18 protein-coding genes are annotated in these 19,533 nt (G+C 69.2%); 14 read left to right on the top strand and 4 right to left on the bottom strand.

Annotation, left to right across the window (positions count from 1 at the left end; all coding sequences use genetic code 11):
- On the top strand, window positions 1-1,038 hold the full coding sequence (holA, locus tag ACPW96_RS11500) for a DNA polymerase III subunit delta (protein ID WP_425818521.1): 1,038 nt from the start codon (window positions 1-3) through the stop codon (window positions 1,036-1,038).
- Between the two features lie 71 nt (window positions 1,039-1,109).
- Here the strand turns inward: holA and rpsT are convergent, their stop codons facing one another.
- The 3 genes from rpsT to ACPW96_RS11485 form a co-directional block, all read right to left on the bottom strand.
- Window positions 1,110-1,370: a 30S ribosomal protein S20 gene (rpsT, locus tag ACPW96_RS11495; RefSeq protein WP_425883232.1), complete on the bottom strand. Its 261-nt coding sequence runs from the start codon at window positions 1,368-1,370 to the stop codon at window positions 1,110-1,112.
- Window positions 1,371-1,483: 113 nt separating this feature from the next.
- Entirely contained in the window at window positions 1,484-2,203 is a 720-nt protein-coding gene (locus ACPW96_RS11490) for an alpha/beta fold hydrolase (RefSeq protein ID WP_425883231.1), read from the bottom strand.
- Window positions 2,204-2,234: 31 nt separating this feature from the next.
- Entirely contained in the window at window positions 2,235-5,342 is a 3,108-nt protein-coding gene (locus ACPW96_RS11485) for an ExeM/NucH family extracellular endonuclease (RefSeq protein WP_425883230.1), read from the bottom strand.
- A gap of 214 nt (window positions 5,343-5,556) precedes the next feature.
- On the opposite strand from ACPW96_RS11485, the gene ACPW96_RS11480 reads away from it, so the two are divergent.
- The 13 genes from ACPW96_RS11480 (at window position 5,557) to era (ending at window position 18,812) form a co-directional block, all read left to right on the top strand.
- Window positions 5,557-6,696 carry a pyridoxal phosphate-dependent aminotransferase gene (locus ACPW96_RS11480; RefSeq protein ID WP_425883228.1) on the top strand — a complete coding sequence of 380 codons (1,140 nt, stop codon included), beginning with the start codon at window positions 5,557-5,559 and terminating at the stop codon, window positions 6,694-6,696.
- Window positions 6,697-6,708: 12 nt separating this feature from the next.
- Window positions 6,709-8,589 carry a translation elongation factor 4 gene (gene lepA / locus ACPW96_RS11475; RefSeq protein WP_425883227.1) on the top strand — a complete coding sequence of 627 codons (1,881 nt, stop codon included), beginning with the start codon at window positions 6,709-6,711 and terminating at the stop codon, window positions 8,587-8,589.
- A gap of 10 nt (window positions 8,590-8,599) precedes the next feature.
- The gene (locus ACPW96_RS11470) at window positions 8,600-9,250 is read left to right on the top strand and encodes a DUF1990 family protein (RefSeq protein ID WP_425883225.1); all 651 of its coding nucleotides are present in this window, start codon (window positions 8,600-8,602) and stop codon (window positions 9,248-9,250) included.
- Window positions 9,250-10,467: a radical SAM family heme chaperone HemW gene (gene hemW, locus ACPW96_RS11465; protein ID WP_425883224.1), complete on the top strand. Its 1,218-nt coding sequence runs from the start codon at window positions 9,250-9,252 to the stop codon at window positions 10,465-10,467. The genes ACPW96_RS11470 and hemW overlap by 1 nt, the downstream gene beginning before the upstream one ends.
- A 43-nt stretch (window positions 10,468-10,510) precedes the next feature.
- Entirely contained in the window at window positions 10,511-11,449 is a 939-nt protein-coding gene (locus tag ACPW96_RS11460) for an aldo/keto reductase (protein WP_425883222.1), read from the top strand.
- A gap of 200 nt (window positions 11,450-11,649) precedes the next feature.
- Entirely contained in the window at window positions 11,650-12,690 is a 1,041-nt protein-coding gene (gene hrcA / locus ACPW96_RS11455; protein WP_425818505.1) for a heat-inducible transcriptional repressor HrcA, read from the top strand.
- A 54-nt stretch (window positions 12,691-12,744) separates the two neighbouring features.
- Window positions 12,745-13,860 (top strand): molecular chaperone DnaJ, encoded by a 1,116-nt coding sequence (gene dnaJ / locus ACPW96_RS11450; protein ID WP_425818503.1) that lies wholly within the window; start codon window positions 12,745-12,747, stop codon window positions 13,858-13,860.
- Window positions 13,861-13,866: 6 nt separating this feature from the next.
- The gene (locus ACPW96_RS11445) at window positions 13,867-14,598 is read left to right on the top strand and encodes a 16S rRNA (uracil(1498)-N(3))-methyltransferase (protein WP_425818501.1); all 732 of its coding nucleotides are present in this window, start codon (window positions 13,867-13,869) and stop codon (window positions 14,596-14,598) included.
- Window positions 14,599-14,672: 74 nt separating this feature from the next.
- Complete coding sequence (locus tag ACPW96_RS11440) at window positions 14,673-15,020, top strand: HIT domain-containing protein (RefSeq protein WP_425818499.1); 348 nt, start codon at window positions 14,673-14,675, stop codon at window positions 15,018-15,020.
- A 49-nt stretch (window positions 15,021-15,069) separates the two neighbouring features.
- Window positions 15,070-16,092: a PhoH family protein gene (locus ACPW96_RS11435; RefSeq protein WP_425818649.1), complete on the top strand. Its 1,023-nt coding sequence runs from the start codon at window positions 15,070-15,072 to the stop codon at window positions 16,090-16,092.
- Window positions 16,089-16,559, top strand: a complete 471-nt coding sequence (gene ybeY / locus ACPW96_RS11430; protein WP_425818497.1) for an rRNA maturation RNase YbeY — start codon at window positions 16,089-16,091, stop codon at window positions 16,557-16,559. The genes ACPW96_RS11435 and ybeY overlap by 4 nt, the downstream gene beginning before the upstream one ends.
- Window positions 16,556-17,851, top strand: coding sequence for a hemolysin family protein (locus ACPW96_RS11425; RefSeq protein ID WP_425883220.1), 1,296 nt, complete (start codon window positions 16,556-16,558; stop codon window positions 17,849-17,851). The genes ybeY and ACPW96_RS11425 overlap by 4 nt, the downstream gene beginning before the upstream one ends.
- Window positions 17,844-18,812, top strand: coding sequence for a GTPase Era (gene era / locus ACPW96_RS11420; RefSeq protein WP_425883219.1), 969 nt, complete (start codon window positions 17,844-17,846; stop codon window positions 18,810-18,812). The genes ACPW96_RS11425 and era overlap by 8 nt, the downstream gene beginning before the upstream one ends.
- Before the next feature lie 19 nt (window positions 18,813-18,831).
- Here era and ACPW96_RS11415 read toward each other — a convergent pair whose 3' ends face one another.
- Complete coding sequence (locus ACPW96_RS11415) at window positions 18,832-19,476, bottom strand: hypothetical protein (protein WP_425883218.1); 645 nt, start codon at window positions 19,474-19,476, stop codon at window positions 18,832-18,834.
- Window positions 19,477-19,533 lie beyond the last annotated feature (57 nt).

Below are 19,533 nucleotides of genomic sequence, written 5' to 3'. Positions count from 1 at the left end.
ATGGCGACGAGCGCACGCAGACCCCCCGCGAAGGCCAAGTCGCCGGCCATTCCGCAGGTGTCGTGGCGTGCTCCGCAGCCCGCCTCGATCGTGCTCGTCTCGGGTCCGGAAGAGGTCTGCGCGGAGCGGGCGATCTCCGGCATCCGGGAGTACCTGCGCGCCGAGGACGCCTCACTCGAGGTGTCCGACATCCGGGCCGACGACTATGAATCCGGGTCGCTGCTCGGCCTGACGTCGCCCTCGCTCTTCGGCGAGCCCAGGCTCGTGCGCGTCTCCGGGGTGGAGAAGTGCTCCGACGCCTTCCTCTCCGAAGCCCTCGGCTACCTCGCGCACCCGCAGGAGGGTGCCACCGTCATCCTCCGGCACACCGGGGCGACCGTGCGCGGCAAGAAGCTGCTGGACGCCGTCCGGGCAGGCCAGGGCGGCGGCATCGAGATATCGTGCCCCGCGATCAAGCGCGACTCCGACCGGTTCGACTTCGCAGCCGGCGAGTTCAAGGCGGCCGGCCGGCGCATCGCCCCCGTCGCACTCCGCGCGCTCACCTCCGCCTTCGCGGACGACCTCACGGCGCTCGCGGCGGCGTGCCAGCAGCTCATCGCTGACGTGAGCGGCGACATCACCGAGCAGATCGTCGAGCGCTATTACGGGGGACGCGTCGAGACTTCTGCGTTCACCGTCGCCGACACCGCGATCGCCGGCCGCTACGGCGAAGCGCTGATCACCCTGCGGCATGCCCTCGCATCGGGCGCCGATCCGGTGCCGCTGGTCGCGGCCGTCGCGTCCAAGCTGCGCACGATGGCCCGGGTTGCGGGAACGCGGGAGTCATCCGGCGCCCTGGCGGCGCGGCTCGGCATGAAGGACTGGCAGATCGACCGCGCGCGACGCGATCTGGTCGGCTGGTCCGAGGCATCGCTGGGCCTCGCGATCCAGGCGACGGCCCGTGCCGATGCCGAGGTCAAGGGGGCGTCTCGAGATCCGGTCTTCGCGCTCGAGCGCATGGTCACGGTCATCGCGACCCGGGCGCCGTTCGGTTCCTAGCAACTGCCCGGTCGCCACGCACAACGAGAGCCCGCCCCCTGGGGGACGGGCTCTCGTTCGGAGTGCGCGGTTTAGAGGCCGACGACCTGCTTGGCGATGGCCGACTTGCGGTTCGCCGCCTGGTTCTGGTGGATGACGCCCTTGCTGGCCGCCTTGTCGAGCTTCTTGGTCGCGGTGACGAGCGACGCCTCGGCGGCGCTCTTGTCACCGGAGCTGATCGCGTCGCGCGTGCGGCGGATCGCGGTCTTCAGCTCGCTCTTGACGGCCTTGTTGCGCTCGTGCGCCTTCTCGTTGGTCTTGTTGCGCTTGATCTGCGACTTGATGTTTGCCACGTGAGTGATCGGACTTTCGTTCGGTGAGCGATGGAGTTGCCGAGTGACAGGAGAGGGATGTCGCACGGCGGTCGTGAGGGCATAACCCACACGCAAGCCAATCACCGAGTCTATCAGGTCTGTTCGAGGGTCGTGATCGCGACGTCGAGAAGAGCGTTGAAGACCCGCGGCCGCATCACCGTGACGTGATGGGTCGTGCGTGGCACCACGATCAGCTCGGCATGCTTGGCGACACGCACGAAGAGCTGCTCGTTGACGCGCAGCTGGTCGAACTGCCCGTTGACGAACCACAGCGGCACGTCTATTCGATGCAGTGCCGCGAGCAGGTCGAGGACTGAGAGGCTCTGAAGCGCGATGTCCTGCGCGTCCAGCGCATAGCCGCCGGCTCCGAAGTCAGCGCGGGTCTCGTCGGGCAGGATGCGATCGAGCATGCGGTTCGTGAGCCACATTCCGCGGTCGGGGAGCGAGTCCACCCCCCGTGCCAGGAGTCGATAGGTGGACAGGGCCACACCACGCGGGATGGCCGTGCAGGACGCCGCGATGAATCCCGCAATGGGCGGGGGGTCCTCGCGTCCCGCGTAATCGACGCAGATCAGGCCGCCCATGGAATGCCCGACGAGCAGCACGGGGCCGCGGGCCGCGGCATCCTGAACGGCCCCGTCGATCGTTGCGAAGGCGCCGTCCAGCATGAACGCCTCGGCCATGCGGCTGCCGTGCCCGGGCAGGTCCACGGCGTGAGCGGGGTTGCCCCGCTCCGCGAGGTGCTCGACCTGCGCTCGCCACATGGTGGCGGACGTGCGGATACCGTGGACGAGCACAACCTGGACGGTCACACCACCCAGGCTATGCCCGCCCACGGACTCCCTAGCGAACGACCCGAACGGCGACCTCGCTGCTGGTGGAACCGACCACGTTGGCGGGGTCGGACGGCACGAACGTGGCCGTGTACCCGTGCGCTCCGCGAGCGAGGTTGTTCGGCAGCGTGTAGCTGGCCGAGCCGCGCACGACCGGAACCGTCGCCACGACGACGGTGCCTTCACGGAACTCCACAACCCCAGCCGGTGCCCTCCACGTCTCGAGCGCTACCCAGGCCACCAGCGTGGAAGGGAGCGCCCGGTTGACATGAACGGGGAGCACCGCGATCAGGTCGGTATCCGATGTCGCTGCGCGCACGGTGATCGCGACGGGCGCGGAGGCAGAGGGCGCCACGTCGGCGGATCCTGTGTAGCGAGCGACGACCTCGTGCGCGCCGGCCGTCAGCGCACCTGGCAGGGTGAGGTTCGCCGTCGCGACCCCGGCCGTCAGCGGCGCCGTGGCGACCACGGCTCCGTCGACGAGGAACTCGACGACGCCTGTGGCGGCGACATCCGATGCCACCGCCGCCGTCGCGGCGACGGTTCCCTTCGCGCCGTAGACGAACTCGGTACGGGCGATCTGGAGCGTCGCGACGGATGCCTCGAGCCCCTTCTCGAGGCCGACCTTCACGGGGTCGTGGTCGCTGGAGCGGAACGGATCGGGCGCGTAGTACAGCGTGCCATGGTAGTTGTACCTGCTGTACTCGAAAGCGATCGACTCGGGGGAGTTGATCGTCCAGATGTCGGCACCCGTCGCGCGGTCGGCCGCGGCACCGCTCAACAGGACGTGGTCGAGCGAGCCCGAGAGGCCGCTGAACGAGTACGAGCTCTCGCCGAGCTCGAACTTCTGCTCCACGTCGACATAGCCGGCGTCGTAGAGCACCTGAAGCGGATCCTCCTGGCCGTACGCGTTGAAGTCGCCGACGAGCGCGACCGACGCCGTGTCGCCCTGGATCGAGGCGACCCAGTCTCGAAGCGCGGTCGCCTGCTTCACGCGCGACTCGTTCGACGCTCCCTGCCCGTCACCGGCGTCGGCGTCTCCCGGGAACGGTCCGGCGGAGCCCTTCGACTTGAAGTGATTGACGACGAAGAGCAGGTCCTCGCCACCACCGACGGGCTCGAAGACCTGAGCCAGGGGCTCACGTGCGTTGCCGAACGCCTGGAGGTCGGCGCTCTGCGAACCGAGGGCGCGGGACTCACCGACCCTGGCCGCTGCGGAGGGCTGGTAGATGATCGCGTTGGTGATCACGTCCATCTCGGCCGGATCCGGCAGTTCGGTCGACGAGGGAACGTACGCCCACCGCTCTTCGCCGGCGGCCGCGTTCAGGGCCGACACCAGTGTCGCGGTCGCCTCGTCGGCCACGCCGTCCACCACGAGCGAGTTCTCGATCTCCATGAGTCCCACGATGTCGGCATCGAGAGTGTTGATCGCCGCGACGATCTTGTCCTGCTGGCGCTGAAGGTCGTCCGGGTCCCACGCGCCACGGGCGTCGCAGCCTCCGTCCACCGTGACGGGATCGTTCGCGCGGTCTTTGAACGACGTGCAGCCAGGGGTGGACGCGCCCAGGGTCGTGAAGTAGTTCAGCACGTTGAAGGACGCCATGCTGATGTCCCCGCCGACGGGCTCCGGACCCGCCGTGCGTGTGTTCTCGAATGAGACCGTGTCGGCGGCACTGGACGCACCCACGAGCGGGGACGTCGGCTGGAACTTCCACGTGTTGTTGCGCCAGTCGAGAACCATCGGGTTCGCGAACGTGACCGCCGCACCGACGCGGACCGGCTCTTCGAGCGAGACGAACGTAGGCGAGAGCGCCTGGTTCGGCCCCGACGTGAAGTTGAGGGACGCCCCGTCGTCGACGGACACTCGCCGCGCGATGTTGTCGGCGGCGACAGCGGCGGCCTCGGCGGATCCGGGTTCGGCCACATCCGTCGGCTGCCGCAGCGGCGTCGTACCGGCCGCCAGCCCGACCTCGCCGAACCCGTTCGTCGAGAAGGTGTTCGTCACGGTGTAGTCGCCGGCCGGCAGAATCAGCATCGACTCGAGCGACTCACGCACCGATTCGGAGGTCGGCCACGTCGAGAGCACGACGGGAACAGGTGCGGTCACCGTGTCGGGCAGCAGCGCCACCGCGTCGGGAATGCTCGTCGTGTTCAGTTCGGTCAGGCCGTTGAACTCCTCGATGATCCCTGAGACCTCGACGTAGTCGCCGATCGCGACCTCGGCCGTCTCGGCGGGGGAGAAGACGTAGAGCGCATCAGAGGAGGTGCGCGTGGCGGGGTCGGCGTCGCCGCCCGTGCCGGGCTCCTGGATCACGAAGCCGTTGAATCCCCCGGTCGGGTAGGCGGCCGTCACAACACCGCGGGTCGTCGCACGGGCGTTGGCGTCGGGAGATGAGGCCCCGGTGCCCTGGATCGCGGCGATGGAGACGTCGCCGAGGTCCGGCGGCTCAGGCTGACCCGCCGGCGTGGGCGTCCCGGTCGTGAAGTCGACGGCGTTGTTCGCGGTGTGGACGGCCGGATCCGGGCGGGCGACAGACGTCGAGTTCGCCGTTCCGGGCGCAGGTGCCGTGCCCGCGAAGATGGTGGTGCTCGCGCCCCACCCGACCAGGTCGACGATCTGAGGGGTAACGGCGCACGCGGCAGACGAGGAACAGGTGAGCGCCTGGGCGGTGGATGTCAGCGCGACCTTGCCCGCCGTCCCGCTGATCGCGATCGTGCCGTCGACGTCGGAGTCGATCGGCGGTAGCGCCAGGTTGGCTCCGAAGCCCTCGCCCACGAGCAGATGCTCACCCGGCTCGAGCGTTCCGGTCAGCGTCGTCGCGGCCGACCATGTCGTGGAGGACGCCGAGCCGTACTGAACCGCCCATCCCGTCACGTCGACGGGTCCCGCCGACCGGTTGTAGAGCTCGATGAAGTCCTGGTTGAACACCGCCCCGCTGTTGCCGCCGCCGCCATAGACCTCGCTGATGACGACAGGCGCTGCTGGGCTCACATCGGCAGAGGCAGCGCTCGGCATGAGCACGCCTCCGGTCACCACCGCGAGGACCGCCGCCGCGGCGACGCCTCCGACAAGCCTGGTTCGCCTGGGCGCCGACACTGGCGTCTTGATCTCATGCACCGGAGAGTTCTCCTTCAGTCGTGCGCCGGAGGGCGCGTGCTCGGTTCAGCGGCGCACGGGCGCCGTGGTCGGTCCCCAGGGTTACCCGACTGAGCCTGCCCCCTGGCGCCGTCCGTCGCAAGGGAAAGTTGCCGGCCCGACGTGAACATTCTGTTAAGCCCGGCGGCATCCGATCTCCCACTTCACGCATCGGTTCGGTCGTTAGCATGGCGTCATGCCCGAGATCGCTCCGCACATCGCCGGTATGCCGGGCTCGGGGGTCCGCCACATCCTCGAGCTCGCCCTGCAGCGGCCGGGCACGATCATCCTCGCCGTCGGCGAACCGGGCGAAGCGGTCGTCGAGCCGATCCGCCGCGCAGGCGCGGATGCATGGCTCTCGGGGCAGACGCGCTACACGGCCAACGGCGGCATCCCGGCCCTCCGGCGGGCGATCGTGGAGAAGCTGGCCCGCGACAACGCGGTGCACGTGGACTCCGACGACGTCTGGGTGACGGTGGGGGCGACCCAGGCGCTGCATCAGGCGATGGCCGTCGTGCTGTCTCCGGGTGATGAGGTGCTGGTTCCCGATCCCGGCTACACCACCTTCACGATGAACGCGCATATGCTCAGCGCGCGCCCCGTCGGCTATCCGCTCGACCCCGACCGGGCGTTCCAGCCCGACATCGCCGGCCTCGGCGCCCTCGTGACCGAGCGCACGCGCGCCATCATCGTGAATTCGCCGTCGAACCCGCTCGGCTCGACGTTCGACGAGGACACACTGGCGGGCATCCTCGCCTTCGCCCGCCGGCACGACCTCTGGGTGATCTCAGACGAGGTCTACGAGCAGTTCACGTGGGACGTGCCGCACGTGAGCATCGCGTCGCTCGACGAGGACGACCGCGTGTTCAGCGTCTTCTCCCTCTCGAAGACGTACGCGATGACCGGCGTCAGGGTCGGCTGGCTCGTGACGCCGGCGGGCTTCCGGGACACGATGCTGCGCGTGCAGGAGTCCGCGATCAGCTGCGTCAACACCCCCGCGCAGTTCGCGGCGGTCGAGGCGTTGACCGGCTCGCAGCAGCCGGTCGCGGATGCGGCGGCCCACTACCGCGCGAACTTCGCCGCGGCCGCCGCACTGCTCGACGCGCGCGGCATCCGCTATCTCACCCCCACGGGCGCCTTCTATCTCTGGATCGATCTCAGCCACGCGACCGCCGGCGACGTCGGCGCCTGGGCGGAGCGCTTCCTCTACCAAGAGGGCGTCGCCGTGGCGCCGGGGACGGCGTTCGGCGCGGGCGGCGAGGGCTGGATCCGCGTCTGCCTCGCCTCGGACGCCGCCGAACTGCTGGCGGGTTTGGGCCGGCTCCCCGCCCCGTAGAATCGAGGGGACATGTCACCCCGCGCACTGAAGCCGCTCGAGCCCGCCGCGACGCCCCCCGAGCAGATCCGCAACTTCTGCATCATCGCGCACATCGACCACGGCAAATCGACCCTCGCCGACCGGATGCTGCAGATCACCGGTGTCGTCTCCGACCGGGACATGCGCGCGCAGTACCTGGACCGCATGGACATCGAGCGCGAGCGCGGCATCACGATCAAGTCGCAGGCCGTGCGGATGCCCTGGACGCTGAAAGATCCGGTCACTGAGCGAGCGCAGCGAGACGACGTGTACGCCCTGAACATGATCGACACCCCCGGGCACGTGGACTTCACGTACGAGGTGAGCCGCTCGCTCGCGGCATGCGAGGGCGCGATCCTGCTGGTGGATGCCGCGCAGGGCATCGAGGCGCAGACCCTCGCGAACCTCTACCTCGCACTCGAGACCGACCTGCACATCATTCCCGTGCTGAACAAGATCGACCTGCCTGCGGCCGATCCGGAGAAATACGCGAAGGAGCTCGCCAGCCTCATCGGCGGCAAGCCCGAGGATGTGCTCCGCGTCAGCGGCAAGACGGGCATGGGCGTCGAGGAGCTGCTCGACCACGTCGTCCGCCAGATCCCCGCGCCCAAGGGCGACCCCGACGCTCCCACCCGGGCCATGATCTTCGACTCGGTGTACGACTCGTACCGGGGCGTCATCACCTATGTCCGCATGATCGACGGCAAGCTGGCGCCGCGGGAGCGCATCCAGATGATGTCGACCCGTGCCGTGCACGAGCTGCTCGAGATCGGCGTCTCCTCCCCGGAGCCGAGCCCGACACAGGGGCTCGGCGTGGGCGAGGTCGGCTACCTCATCACGGGCGTGAAGGACGTCCGGCAGTCCAAGGTCGGCGACACGGTCACCAGCGCGACGAAGCCGTCGAAAGAGGCGCTGCCCGGCTACACCGATCCGAAGCCGATGGTCTTCTCGGGTCTGTATCCGATCGACGGGAGCGACTATCCCGTGCTTCGAGAGGCGCTCGACAAGCTGAAGCTGTCGGATGCCTCGCTGAACTACGAGCCAGAGACCTCGGTCGCGCTCGGCTTCGGCTTCCGCTGCGGCTTCCTGGGTCTGCTGCACCTCGAGATCGTCACCGAGCGCCTCGAGCGCGAGTTCGGCCTCGACCTCATCTCGACGGCGCCGTCGGTGACGTACGAGGTCACGACCGACGACAAGAAGTCGTACACGGTCACGAACCCGAGCGAATTCCCGTCCGGCACCAAGATCGCCAGCGTGACCGAGCCGATGGTCAAGGCCGCGATCCTGGCGCCGAAGGACTACGTGGGCACGATCATGGAGCTGTGCCAGCAGCGCCGCGGAACGCTGCTGGGCATGGAGTACCTCGGCGAGGACCGGGTCGAGATCCGCTACACGATGCCGCTCGGCGAGATCGTGTTCGACTTCTTCGACAACCTGAAGTCGAAGACGGCCGGCTACGCCTCCCTCGATTACGAGCCGAGCGGCGACCAGGAGGCCGACCTGGTGAAGGTCGACATCCTGCTCCAGGGCGAGCCGGTCGATGCCTTCAGCGCCATCGTGCACCGCGACAAGGCCTACGCCTATGGCGTGCTGATGACGGAGCGCCTGAAGAAGCTCATTCCGCGCCAGCAGTTCGAGGTGCCCATCCAGGCCGCGATCGGGGCTCGAATCATCGCCCGCGAGTCGATCCGTGCGATGCGCAAGGACGTGCTGGCCAAGTGCTACGGCGGTGACATCACCCGAAAGCGCAAGCTGCTCGAGAAGCAGAAAGAGGGCAAGAAGCGCATGAAGATGGTCGGCCGCGTCGAGGTTCCCCAGGAGGCGTTCATCGCCGCCCTGTCGGGCGATGTCGAGACCAAAGCGGCGAAGTAGGCTGGCTGGCATGCGCCGGGGCACGTTCAGGGACGAGACGGTCGACTACGCCGCCGTGGGTGCGACGCAGGCACCGGATCTCATGCAGTACCCGCCGGAGCGCAGCATTCCGGCCGAGGAGTCGTGGCGGATCGGCAGCGGTGAATCCCGGTTCAAGACCGCCGGCGAGGCCCTCCTGTCGTGGACGGCTCAGAGGGCCGCCGGACTGACTCTGAGCGACGTGCGGCCGGCCTCCGGTCCGATGTACTCGGGCGTCAGCTTCGACGAGGAGGGGCACCCGGTCACACCGAGCCGGCTCGAGGCCGAGCAGCGCTTCGACTCCGACGGCACCCCGTTCGTGGGGGCCGGCACGACCGTCCACATGCACGGCCGCGTGCGCGGGATGAAGATCGACGGCGAGCTGCGGGTGATCTACGTGGTCGAAGAGGCGCGGCGGATCGGGTTCGCACTCGGCACCGTCGGAGGATCGGTCGTCAGCGGGGAGGAGTCCTTCCTGCTCGATTGGTACGCGAACGACGAGGTGTGGTTCACGGTGCGGGCCTTCGATGCCCCGACTGCGCTCGCGTACAAGATGATCCCCGCCCTGACCCGTCGCCGACGACGGGAGCTCTTCAAGGGATACCTGCGCGCCATCTCGCCGCTGTACTCCACCCCCACCTGATGGGCGGTCCGCTCCCGCTCGGCGAGCCGGCGCCGGCAGACGGCGCGCTGCCGCCCGGCACGGTGATCGACGCGCACACGGACTTCGGCGTCTACCTGCACGTGCCCTTCTGCCGCGTGCGCTGCGGCTACTGCGACTTCAACACCTACACCTCGGATGAGCTGCGCGGTGCTCGGCAGGACCAGTACGCCGACGTCCTGCTCGAGGAGATCGCGCTCGCGCGCCGGGTGCTGGCGGCCGCGGCGCCGCCGCGCCCCGCATCCACCGCCTTCTTCGGCGGCGGCACGCCGACGCTGCTGCCGCCCGGCGACCTGGCACGCATGCTGGACGGCGTGCGAGACGCCTTCGGCCTGGCGGACGATGCCGAAGTCACGGTCGAGGCGAACCCGGACACGGTGACGGATGCGGTGGCCGCGGAGCTCGCCGCCGCCGGAGTCACGCGGCTCTCCGTCGGCATGCAGTCGGCCGTGCCGCACGTGCTGGCCGCGCTCGATCGCACTCACTCGCCGGCCAACGTCGCGAACTCGGTCGCCGCGGCTCGGCGCGCAGGCCTGGCGGTCAGCGTCGACCTCATCTACGGCGCCCCTGGCGAATCGCTCGCGGACTGGACCACCTCGCTCGAGGCGGCCCTCGCGCTCGAGTCGGACCACATCTCGGCGTATGCGCTGATCATCGAGGACGGCACGAAGCTCGCGCGTCAGATCCGCCGCGGCGAGGTGCCCGCTCCGGACGATGACCTTCAAGCGGATATGTACGAGACGGCGGACCGGATGCTGGGGGCAGCGGGCTTCGAGTGGTACGAGGTGAGCAATTGGGCTCGCACACCCGCGCAGCGGTCCCGTCACAATCTCGCCTACTGGCGCGGATCCGATTGGTGGGGCTTCGGACCGGGCGCCCACAGCCACATCGCCGGAACCCGATGGTGGAACGTCAAGCATCCGTCCGCCTACGCCCTCCGCCTGGCGGGCGGGGAGTCGCCCTCGGCCGGGCGCGAACGACCCGGCGCCGAGGCGCGTCTGCTCGAGCGGGTGCTGCTGGAATCCCGCATCCGGGACGGCCTGCCGGTCGACGCCCTCGACGGCCGAGGTCGTCGGGCGGTCGCGGGACTGGTCGCGGACGGCTTGGTGGATGGGCGCGAGGCCGTGCACGGCCGCGTGGTGCTCACCCTGCCCGGGCGGCTGCTGGCCGACTCCGTGGTGCGGGCGCTCACCCCGTGACCCGCGCCAGACGTGTGAATCAGAGAAGCCAAGAGGAAGAGGAATGATGAAGACGTTCACCCTGACCGGAACCGACATCGTGGCGCCGAACGTGGTGCTCGGGCTGATGCGCATCGGCGACAAGACCGATGACGAGGTGCGGGAACTCGTGCGGACGGCACGGGATGCCGGCATCGACTTCGTCGACCACGCCGACGTGTACGGCGGGGATCTGCACGGGTGCGAGCGCCGGTTCGCCGAGGCGATGGCCCTCACGCAGTCGCAGCGCGACGAGATCACGATCCAGACCAAGGCCGGTATCGTGGGGGATGGGCCGTACTTCGATTTCTCCTACGAGCACCTGATGGAGTCCGTGAACGGGTCGCTCGAGGCCCTGGACACCGATCGGATCGACGTCCTGCTGCTGCACCGCCCCGATGCGCTCGTCGAGCCCGAGGAGGTCGCCCGCACGTTCGACGAACTTCATGCGGCGGGAAAGGTGCGCGCGTTCGGGGTGTCCAACCACACGCCGCGGCAGATCGATCTGCTGCGCAAGCACGTTCGCCAGCCTCTCGTGGCCAACCAGCTGCAGCTCTCGATCACGCACTCGCCGATCGTGGCCCAGGGCGTCGCCGCCAACATGGCCGACGAGCAGCAGTCGATCACGCTCGACGGCGGCGGCATCGTCGACTACTGCCGCCTGCACGACATCACCATCCAGGCGTGGTCGCCGTTCCAGGCCGGCTTCTTCAACGGCGTCTTCCTGGGATCGCCCGACTACCCCGAGCTCAACACCGTGATCGACCGGCTCGCCGCGCGCTACGACGTGCCGCCGATCGCGATCGCCACGGCATGGATCACCCGGCACCCCGCCGATATGCAGGTCGTGCTGGGAACGACGAGTCCCGAGAGGGTCGCCGGTGCGGCGCAGGGATCGGACATCCCGCTCACGCGGGCCGAGTGGTACGAGCTGTTCCGGGCATCGGGACACCGCGTCCCCTAGCCCGGCTCGGCGGCGGGTGATCGGCTAGAATTGGCACTCAGACGACACGAGTGCCAGTGGGCGCGCGTCAGCAAGCCAGGGGTGTGGGGCGGAGCCCCATACAGAATTGCGTCAGCAAGCCGGGTGTGGGGCGAAGCCCCAGAGAGAACTGCGTCAGCAAGCCGGGGTTTGGGGCGAAGCCCCGCAAGGGAGGAGCGGACATGGTCACAGAGCGCGGCCTCCAGGTGCTCCGCGCCATCGTGCAGGACTACGTCGACACCCATGAACCCGTCGGCAGCAAGTCGATCGTCGAGCGGCATGCGTTCGGCGTCAGTGCCGCCACGATCCGCAACGACATGGCGCTGCTCGAGGACGAAGAGCTGATCACCGCGCCGCACACCTCGTCCGGACGCATCCCGACCGACAAGGGCTACCGCGTCTTCGTCGACCACCTCGCCCAGCTGCGCCCGCTGACGCCGGCCCAGCGCTCGGCCATCACGACCTTCCTCGGCGAGCCCACGGATCTCGACGACGTCCTGGCCCGCACCGTGCGGGTGCTCACCCAGCTCACCGGTCAGGTCGCGATCGTGCAGTATCCGTCGTTCTCCCGTGCCACCGTGACGCACACAGAGCTCGTGCAGCTTTCCCCATCGCGAGTGCTCGTCATCCTCGTCACCGACACCGGCCGCGTCTCTCAGCGCATCGCGCTCGTGGGCTCTCCGCTGGACGAGTCCGACATCGGCGCGCTTCGAAGCCGCATCGCGGCGCTGATCACCGGACGTCCGGTGCGGGAGGGCGCCGAGCGCATCGAGGCGCTGAAGGCCACCACGACCGCCGAGCCCAGCCGCATCGACAACGCCCTCCTCTCCATCGGCCATGTCGTCGCCGAAGAGCTCGAGGAGTTCCGGCAGGACCGGCTCGTGATGGCCGGCGCGGCGACCCTCGCCAGGCGCGAGCAGGACTTCCACGGCAGCATCCACCCCATCCTCGAGGCCATCGAAGAGCAGGTCACCCTGCTTCGGCTGATGAGCGAGATGGTGACGGATGCGCACGGGCTCGGGGCCAGCATCGGTCGGGAGAACGAGGCCTTCGGCCTTCCGGAGGCATCCGTCGTCACGAGCGATTACGACGCCGGCGGCGGCACCGCCCGCGTCGGGGTGATGGGGCCCACCCGCATGGACTATCCCAGCAACCTGGCCGCGGCGCGGGCTGTCGCCCGCTACCTCAGCCGCCTGCTGGACGAAGACGAGAATCGTCGCTGACGCGACGGCTCCACCGACGACGGGCGCCGGAAGCGCGCCCACAGGAAGGCGAATGTGGCTGACCACTACGAAGTGCTGGGCGTCGCTCGAGACGCCAGCAGCGACGACATCAAGAAGGCGTACCGGCGCCTCGCGCGGGAGCTGCATCCCGACGTCAACCCCGGCGCGGACGCATCCGAGCGGTTCAAGCTGGTGACCCACGCCTACGACGTGCTGAGCAACCCGGACGAGCGCCGTCGCTACGACATGGGCGGCGGTGAGTCGCCGTTCGGCGGTGCCGGCGCGGGCAACTTCGGCGGATTCGGCGACATCTTCGAGACGTTCTTCGGCGCGGCCGGTGGATCGCGGGGCGTTCGGCCGAGGTCGCGCCGGGAACGCGGCCAGGACGCGCTGGTGCGGGTCACGCTGCAGCTCGGCGACGTCGTCTTCGGCGCGCACCGCGACCTGGAGGTCGACACGGCGGTGCTCTGCGATACGTGCAAGGGCTCCTGCTGCCAGGCCGGAACGCAGCCGGTGACGTGCGACATCTGTCACGGAACCGGCCACGTCCAGCGCCAGATGCGCAGCCTGCTCGGCAACGTGGTCACCAACCAGCCCTGCGGCTCCTGCCAGGGCTACGGCACGACCATCCCGTACCCGTGCCCCACCTGCCAAGGTCAGGGCCGCGTCCGCTCCCGCCGCACGGTGTCGATCGACATCCCGGCCGGCGTCGAGACGGGCCTCCGCCTGCAGCTGCCCGGTTCGGGCGAGGTCGGCCCCGCCGGCGGTCCCAACGGGGACCTGTACATCGAGGTGACCGTGGCCCCGCACGATGTCTTCAGCCGCGACGGCGATGACCTTCTGGCGACGCTGGACGTCTCGATGCCGGACGCGATCCTCGGCACCACCACGAGGATCGACGGGCTCGACGGGCCGGTCGAGCTCGAGATCCGCCCCGGTGTGCAGGGCGGCGACGTCCTCACCATCAAGGGACGGGGAATCACCCCGCTGCGCGGAACCACGCGCGGCGACCTGCGGGTGGGGGTGCACGTCGTGACCCCGACGCGGCTCGACGCGAAGGAGCGCGCGCTGATCGAGGAGTTCGCCAAGAGGACCAAGGCGCCGGCACCGCACCTTGCGGAGTTCCAGCAGGGGCTGTTCGCCAAGCTGCGCGATCGTTTCCGCGGCTGATCGCCGGTGGTCCTCCACTTCCTGCTCGAGACGGCGTCGGGCGCCCGCGCCGGTGACGCTGTGACCCTGACCGGAGCGGAGGCCCATCACGCCGCCGCCGTCCGCCGAGTGCGCGTGGGCGAGGAGGTCACGGTCGGCGACGGGGCGGGCGCGTGGCTCACGGGGCTCTGCGAGTCGGTGGCCCCGCGCGAGGTCGTGGTGCGGATCACCGCCCGCACGGATGTCCCGGCCGCTGCTCCTCGTCTGGTGCTGGTGCAGGCACTTGCCAAGGGCGACCGCGACGAGCTCGCCGTGCAGGCCGCAGCGGAACTGGGAGTGGATGAGATCGTGCCGTGGCAGGCCTCGCGCAGCGTCTCCAGATGGGATGCGGCGAAGGCCGAGAAGGGGCGCGCCCGTTGGGCCGGCATTGTGCGCGAGGCGGCTAAACAGGCGCACCGGGCGTGGGTTCCGGATGTCGCGCCGGTGGCGACGACGACGTTGCTGGCCGAGCGCGCCGGGTCTGCGGACGTCCTGGTGCTGGAGCCCACGGCGGACGAGCGGCTCTCGATCGTCCCGCTTCCCGCCGACCGTGACATCGTGCTCATCGTCGGCCCCGAGGGAGGGATCGCCCCCGCCGAGCTCGACCTGCTCCGCTCCGCGGGCGCGCGGCTCGTGCGCCTCGGCGACACCGTCCTGCGCACCTCGACGGCGGGACCCGCCGCCCTGGCCGTGGCCGCGACCCGGCTGGGCCGTTGGTGATGCCGAGTCGGTGATGACGCTGAGTCGTTGGTGATGCCGGGTCGTTGTCGACGGGCGGTCGATAGACTGGACGCATGAGCGACCCATCGATCTTCACGCGCATCCTGAACGGCGAGATACCCGCCGAGATCATCGCGGAGACCGAGAATGCGTTCGCCATCCGGGACATCGCGCCGAAGGCGCCCGTGCACCTTCTCGTGATCCCCAAGAGCGAGGAGTACCGCAACGTCGTGGAACTCGCCGCCGGCGACCCGGACCTTCTCGCCGAGCTCGTCGGGCTCGCGAACACGGTCGCCGCGCAGCACGGTGACGGCGACTTCCGGCTCGTGTTCAACACGGGCGAGTCGGCGGGCCAGACGGTCTTCCATGTCCATGCCCACGTGCTTGCGGGCGCCCTCGACGAATCGAGCCTTGGTGGCTGACGCATCGGGCGCAGAGGCCGTAGAGAGGATCTACGCCGACGGCGTGGCGATGGTCCAGCTGCTCGGACCTCAGGATCGGCTGCTGCGGGTCGTGGAGCGCGAGCACCCGGGCGTCGACGTGCACGTGCGGGGCAACGAGATCACCCTCTCCGGCACCGCATCAGCCGTCGCTGCCGCGCGCTCGCTGGTGGACGAACTGCTCGCCATGACCAAGGCCGGCCACGACATCGGTCCCGCCGATGTGTCCTCGTCCGCCCGCATCCTGCAGACGGAAGGCGGCCCCCGTCCGTCGGAGGTACTGGGCGAGGCCATCCTCTCGTCGCGCGGCAAGATCATCCGGCCGAAGACCCTCGGCCAGAAGGCCTACGTCGACGCGATCGAAGAGAACACCATCGTCTTCGGCATCGGCCCTGCCGGTACCGGCAAGACCTACCTCGCCATGGCCAAGGCCGTGCAGGCGCTGCAGCGCAAGGACGTCAGCCGCATCATCCTGACCCGGCCGGCGGTCGAGGCGGGGGAGCGGCTCGGCTTCCTCCCCGGCACCCTCAACGACAAGATCGACCCGTACCTTCGTCCGCTCTACGACGCCTTGAACGAGATGATGGACCCGGAGATCGTGCCGAAGCTCATGGCAACGGGGACCATCGAGGTGGCGCCGCTCGCCTACATGCGGGGCCGAACCCTCAATGACTCTTTCGTCGTGCTCGACGAGGCGCAGAACACCACGCCCGAGCAGATGAAGATGTTCCTCACGCGACTGGGCTTCGGAACGCGGATGGTCGTCACCGGCGACATCACGCAGGTCGACCTCCCGCAGGGGTCCTCCGGCCTCCGGCTCGTCACACGCGTGCTGAAGGACATCGACGACATCCACTTCGCCCGCCTCACGAGCGACGACGTGGTTCGGCACAGCCTCGTCGGCCGCATCGTGGATGCCTACACGGAGTACGACGAGCAGCGAACGGCCGCTCGCCATGAGCGCGACGAGGCGCACGAATTCGCCAACCGCGCCGAACGGCGTTCGCATCTGCCCGGACCGCGCGACAGGCAGCCGAAGCGGGGACGCTCATGACGATCGACATCAACAACGAGTCCGGCGTGGCCATCGACGAGACCGTCCTCCTCCGGCTGATGGAGTACAACCTGGCCGAACTGCACGTCAGTCCGGACGCCGATGTCGCCATCGTGCTGGTCGATGAAGGAGCGATGGAGGCGCTGCACGTGCAGTGGATGGACGAACCGGGTCCCACCGATGTGCTGAGCTTCCCGATGGACGAACTGCGCCCAGGCACCGAGGACCAGCCGACCCCCGCGGGGCTGCTCGGCGACATCGTGCTCTGCCCGCAGGTCGCCGAGACGCAGGCGAAGGAAGCCGGCCACTCGACGGTCGACGAGCTCGTGATGCTCACCACGCACGGGCTGCTTCACCTGCTCGGCTTCGACCACGCAGAACCCGATGACGAACGCGAGATGTTCGGTCTGCAGCGCGAGCTGATCATCGGCTTCTCGGTCGCCGAGCGGCGACGACCGCGCACATGACCGAACTCCTGCTTCTGGTCGCGGCCGTCCTGCTCGTGGCCTTCGGCGGGCTCATGGCGGCGATCGACGCTGCGCTCGGCGTGACATCGCGGGCGGACCTCGCCGAGTGGTCGCTTTCGGGACGCAACGCCGGGGCGCTGCGTCGGATCGCCGCGGACACCGATGCGCACGCCAACGCGGTGGTGTTCATCCGCATCCTCGCCGAGACGACGGCAGCAGTGCTCGTCACGGTCGCGTTCACCCTGCTGTTCGCGAACCTCCTGTGGGCCACGCTCGCCGCCGCGGTGCTGATGACCGGGATCTCGTTCGTCGTCGTCGGGGCGAGCCCCCGCAACATCGGCCGCACCCACGCCACCGGCCTGCTCCGCGGTGCGGCCCCCGTCATCCGAGGTGTCCGCATCTTCCTGGGTCCGCTCGCGCACGGGCTCGTGGTCCTGGGCAATCGCGTCACCCCGGGCGGGACGCGGGGATCGTTCGCCTCGGAGGAGCAGCTGCTCAGCATGGTCGACGAGGCGGCGTCGAACGATCTCATCGAGGAGGATGACCGCGAGCTGATTCACTCCGTCTTCGACTTCACCGACACGTTCGTCCGCGCCGTCATGGTGCCTCGTACCGACATGGTGACGCTCGACTCCTCTGCATCGACGCGCGAGGCGATGAATCTCTTCCTCGAGAAGGGCGTCTCGCGGATGCCAGTGGTCAACGGTGAGGTGGATGACGTGGAGGGCGTGCTGTACCTCAAGGATTTGGTTCGCTTCGGCTTCCGCAACGAAACGGGGTGGCGGGATGCCCCGGTGCGCGCGATCACGCGCCCGGCGATCTTCGTGCCGGAGTCGATGAAGGCGGAGACCCTGCTGCAGCAGATGAAGCGCGAGGCGGTGCACGTGTGCCTTGTCGTGGACGAGTACGGCGGGGTCGCCGGCCTCGTGACGCTCGAGGACCTCATCGAAGAGCTCGTCGGCGAGATCGCGGACGAGTACGACCCGCGCTCCGAAGAGGTCGTCGAGGTCGCACCCGGTCGCTACCGTGTCAGCGCACGGCTGTCGCTCGACGAGGTCGGCGACCTGTTCGGCATCGAACTCGAAGACGAGGACGTCGACTCCGTCGGCGGCCTGCTGGGAAAGATCCTGGGCCAGGTGCCGCAGCCAGGCGCGACGGCGGAGGTCGAGGGACTGGTGCTGACCGGCGGTGCCTCGCGGGGGCGCGGCCGTGGCCTCGCCACCGTGTTCGTGGAACGCGGTGAGGGTCTCCTCACCGCGGAAGAGGCATTCAAGGGAGAGACTCGTGACTGACGACGCTTCGACAGGCTCAGCGACCGAGGGGGGCGGCTCAGCGACCGAGGGGGGCGGCTCAGCGACCGGGGCGGAGACGCGGTGCGGGTTCGCGACCTTCGTCGGACGCCCGAACGTCGGCAAGTCCACGCTCACGAATGCGCTCGTAGGTGAGAAGGTCGCCATCACCAGCGACAAGCCTCAGACCACGCGGCGGGCCATCCGCGGCATCCTGAACCGCCCCGTGGGGCAGCTGATCATCGTCGACACTCCCGGCATCCACAAGCCCCGCACCTTGCTCGGAGAACGCCTGAACAGCCTCGTCGAGCAGGTGCTGGGCGACGTCGATGTCATCGGCTTCTGCGTCCCCGCGAACGAGAAGGTCGGCCCCGGCGACCGCCGGATCGCGGAGTCACTCGACGGCTATCCCCGCGCGAAGAAGGTGGCGATCGTCACGAAGACGGATGCCGCGTCGCGGGAAGAGGTCACGGCTCGTCTTCTCGAGGTCGACGCCTTGAGGGAGGACTGGGATGCCGTCATCCCGCTGTCGGCGCTGACGCGAATGCAGCTCGACGTGCTCACCGACGAGCTGCTCTCCCTCATGCCGCTGAGCCCGCCGCTCTATCCCGACGACGTGTTCACCGACGAGTCGATCGAGGACCGCATCGCCGAGATCATCCGTGAGGGCGCGCTCGAGGGCGTGCGCGACGAGCTGCCGCACTCCATCGCCGTGACGATCGAGGACATCTCGGCGCGGGACACCGGGTCGATGACCGACGTCTTCGCCAACATCATCGTCGAGCGCGACAGCCAGAAGGCGATCATCATCGGGCACAAGGGCACGCGCCTGCGGGATGTCGGCGCCCGCGCACGCGCGCAGATCGAGCCCCTGCTCGGCACGAAGGTGTTCCTGTCACTGCGGGTGCGTGTCGCGAAGGAATGGCAGCGCGACCCGAAGCAGCTCGGCCGGCTGGGGTTCTGACCCGCCGCTTCCCCCGCGACTATCCGAGGGGACGCAGCGCGCTCCGGATGACCACCGTGTTCTCGCCGTAGTCGGCGTCCGCCGCATCCTGCAGCGTGCCGTCATCCCACACGACGTCCACCCACACGTACCCGTTCTCCGGATAGGACGACAGGTAGTCGGCGCCGAGCAGGTCGGGCAGCTCCTCCTGGATGGCGGCCGCCGTTGCTTCGTCCCCCTCGCCGGCCTTCCCGCCGGTCGGGTCGGGGAACGGCATGGGGTCGAAAAGTGCCAGCATCACGGGCGGCTGGGTGACCGAGATGGTCTCCCCGTCGTAGGTGCCCTGCACCGCGTACGCGCCCCAGGTGACGTCGCCGGAGGTCTCGCTGCCCTCGATGTTGTCCCAGCTCCAGAGATCCATCGGGATGCCGCTGCACTGCGGGGGATAGGACTCCGCGATCGGACCGAGGCACAGTTCGACCCGGCCCCCGACATCCATCACGGTTCCCTGGGCGGCGACCTCGCCTTCCGGCGGAGCCGGATGGACGCTGCCGAGCGTGCGCGGTGCGGGAGTTCCGGAGCCGGCGGGCGGAGTCGCGCACGCGGCGAGGGCGAGAGCGGATGCCGCGGCCAGAGCCGCCGCGGCACGGACGCGGGCAGGGGGGATGCGGGCAGAGCGCTTCATACTTCAGAAGTGTCGCACCGCGGACGTTCGTCTCATGACGCCTCGCGGCATCCCTGC

Origin of the sequence: Micromonospora sp. DT81.3, from assembly GCF_049847225.1 — a bacterium.
Taxonomy (GTDB): Bacteria; Actinomycetota; Actinomycetes; order Actinomycetales; family Microbacteriaceae; genus Microbacterium.
Note: the sequence above shows the minus strand (reverse complement) of the source record. Positions and strands in the feature narration are given on the sequence as shown.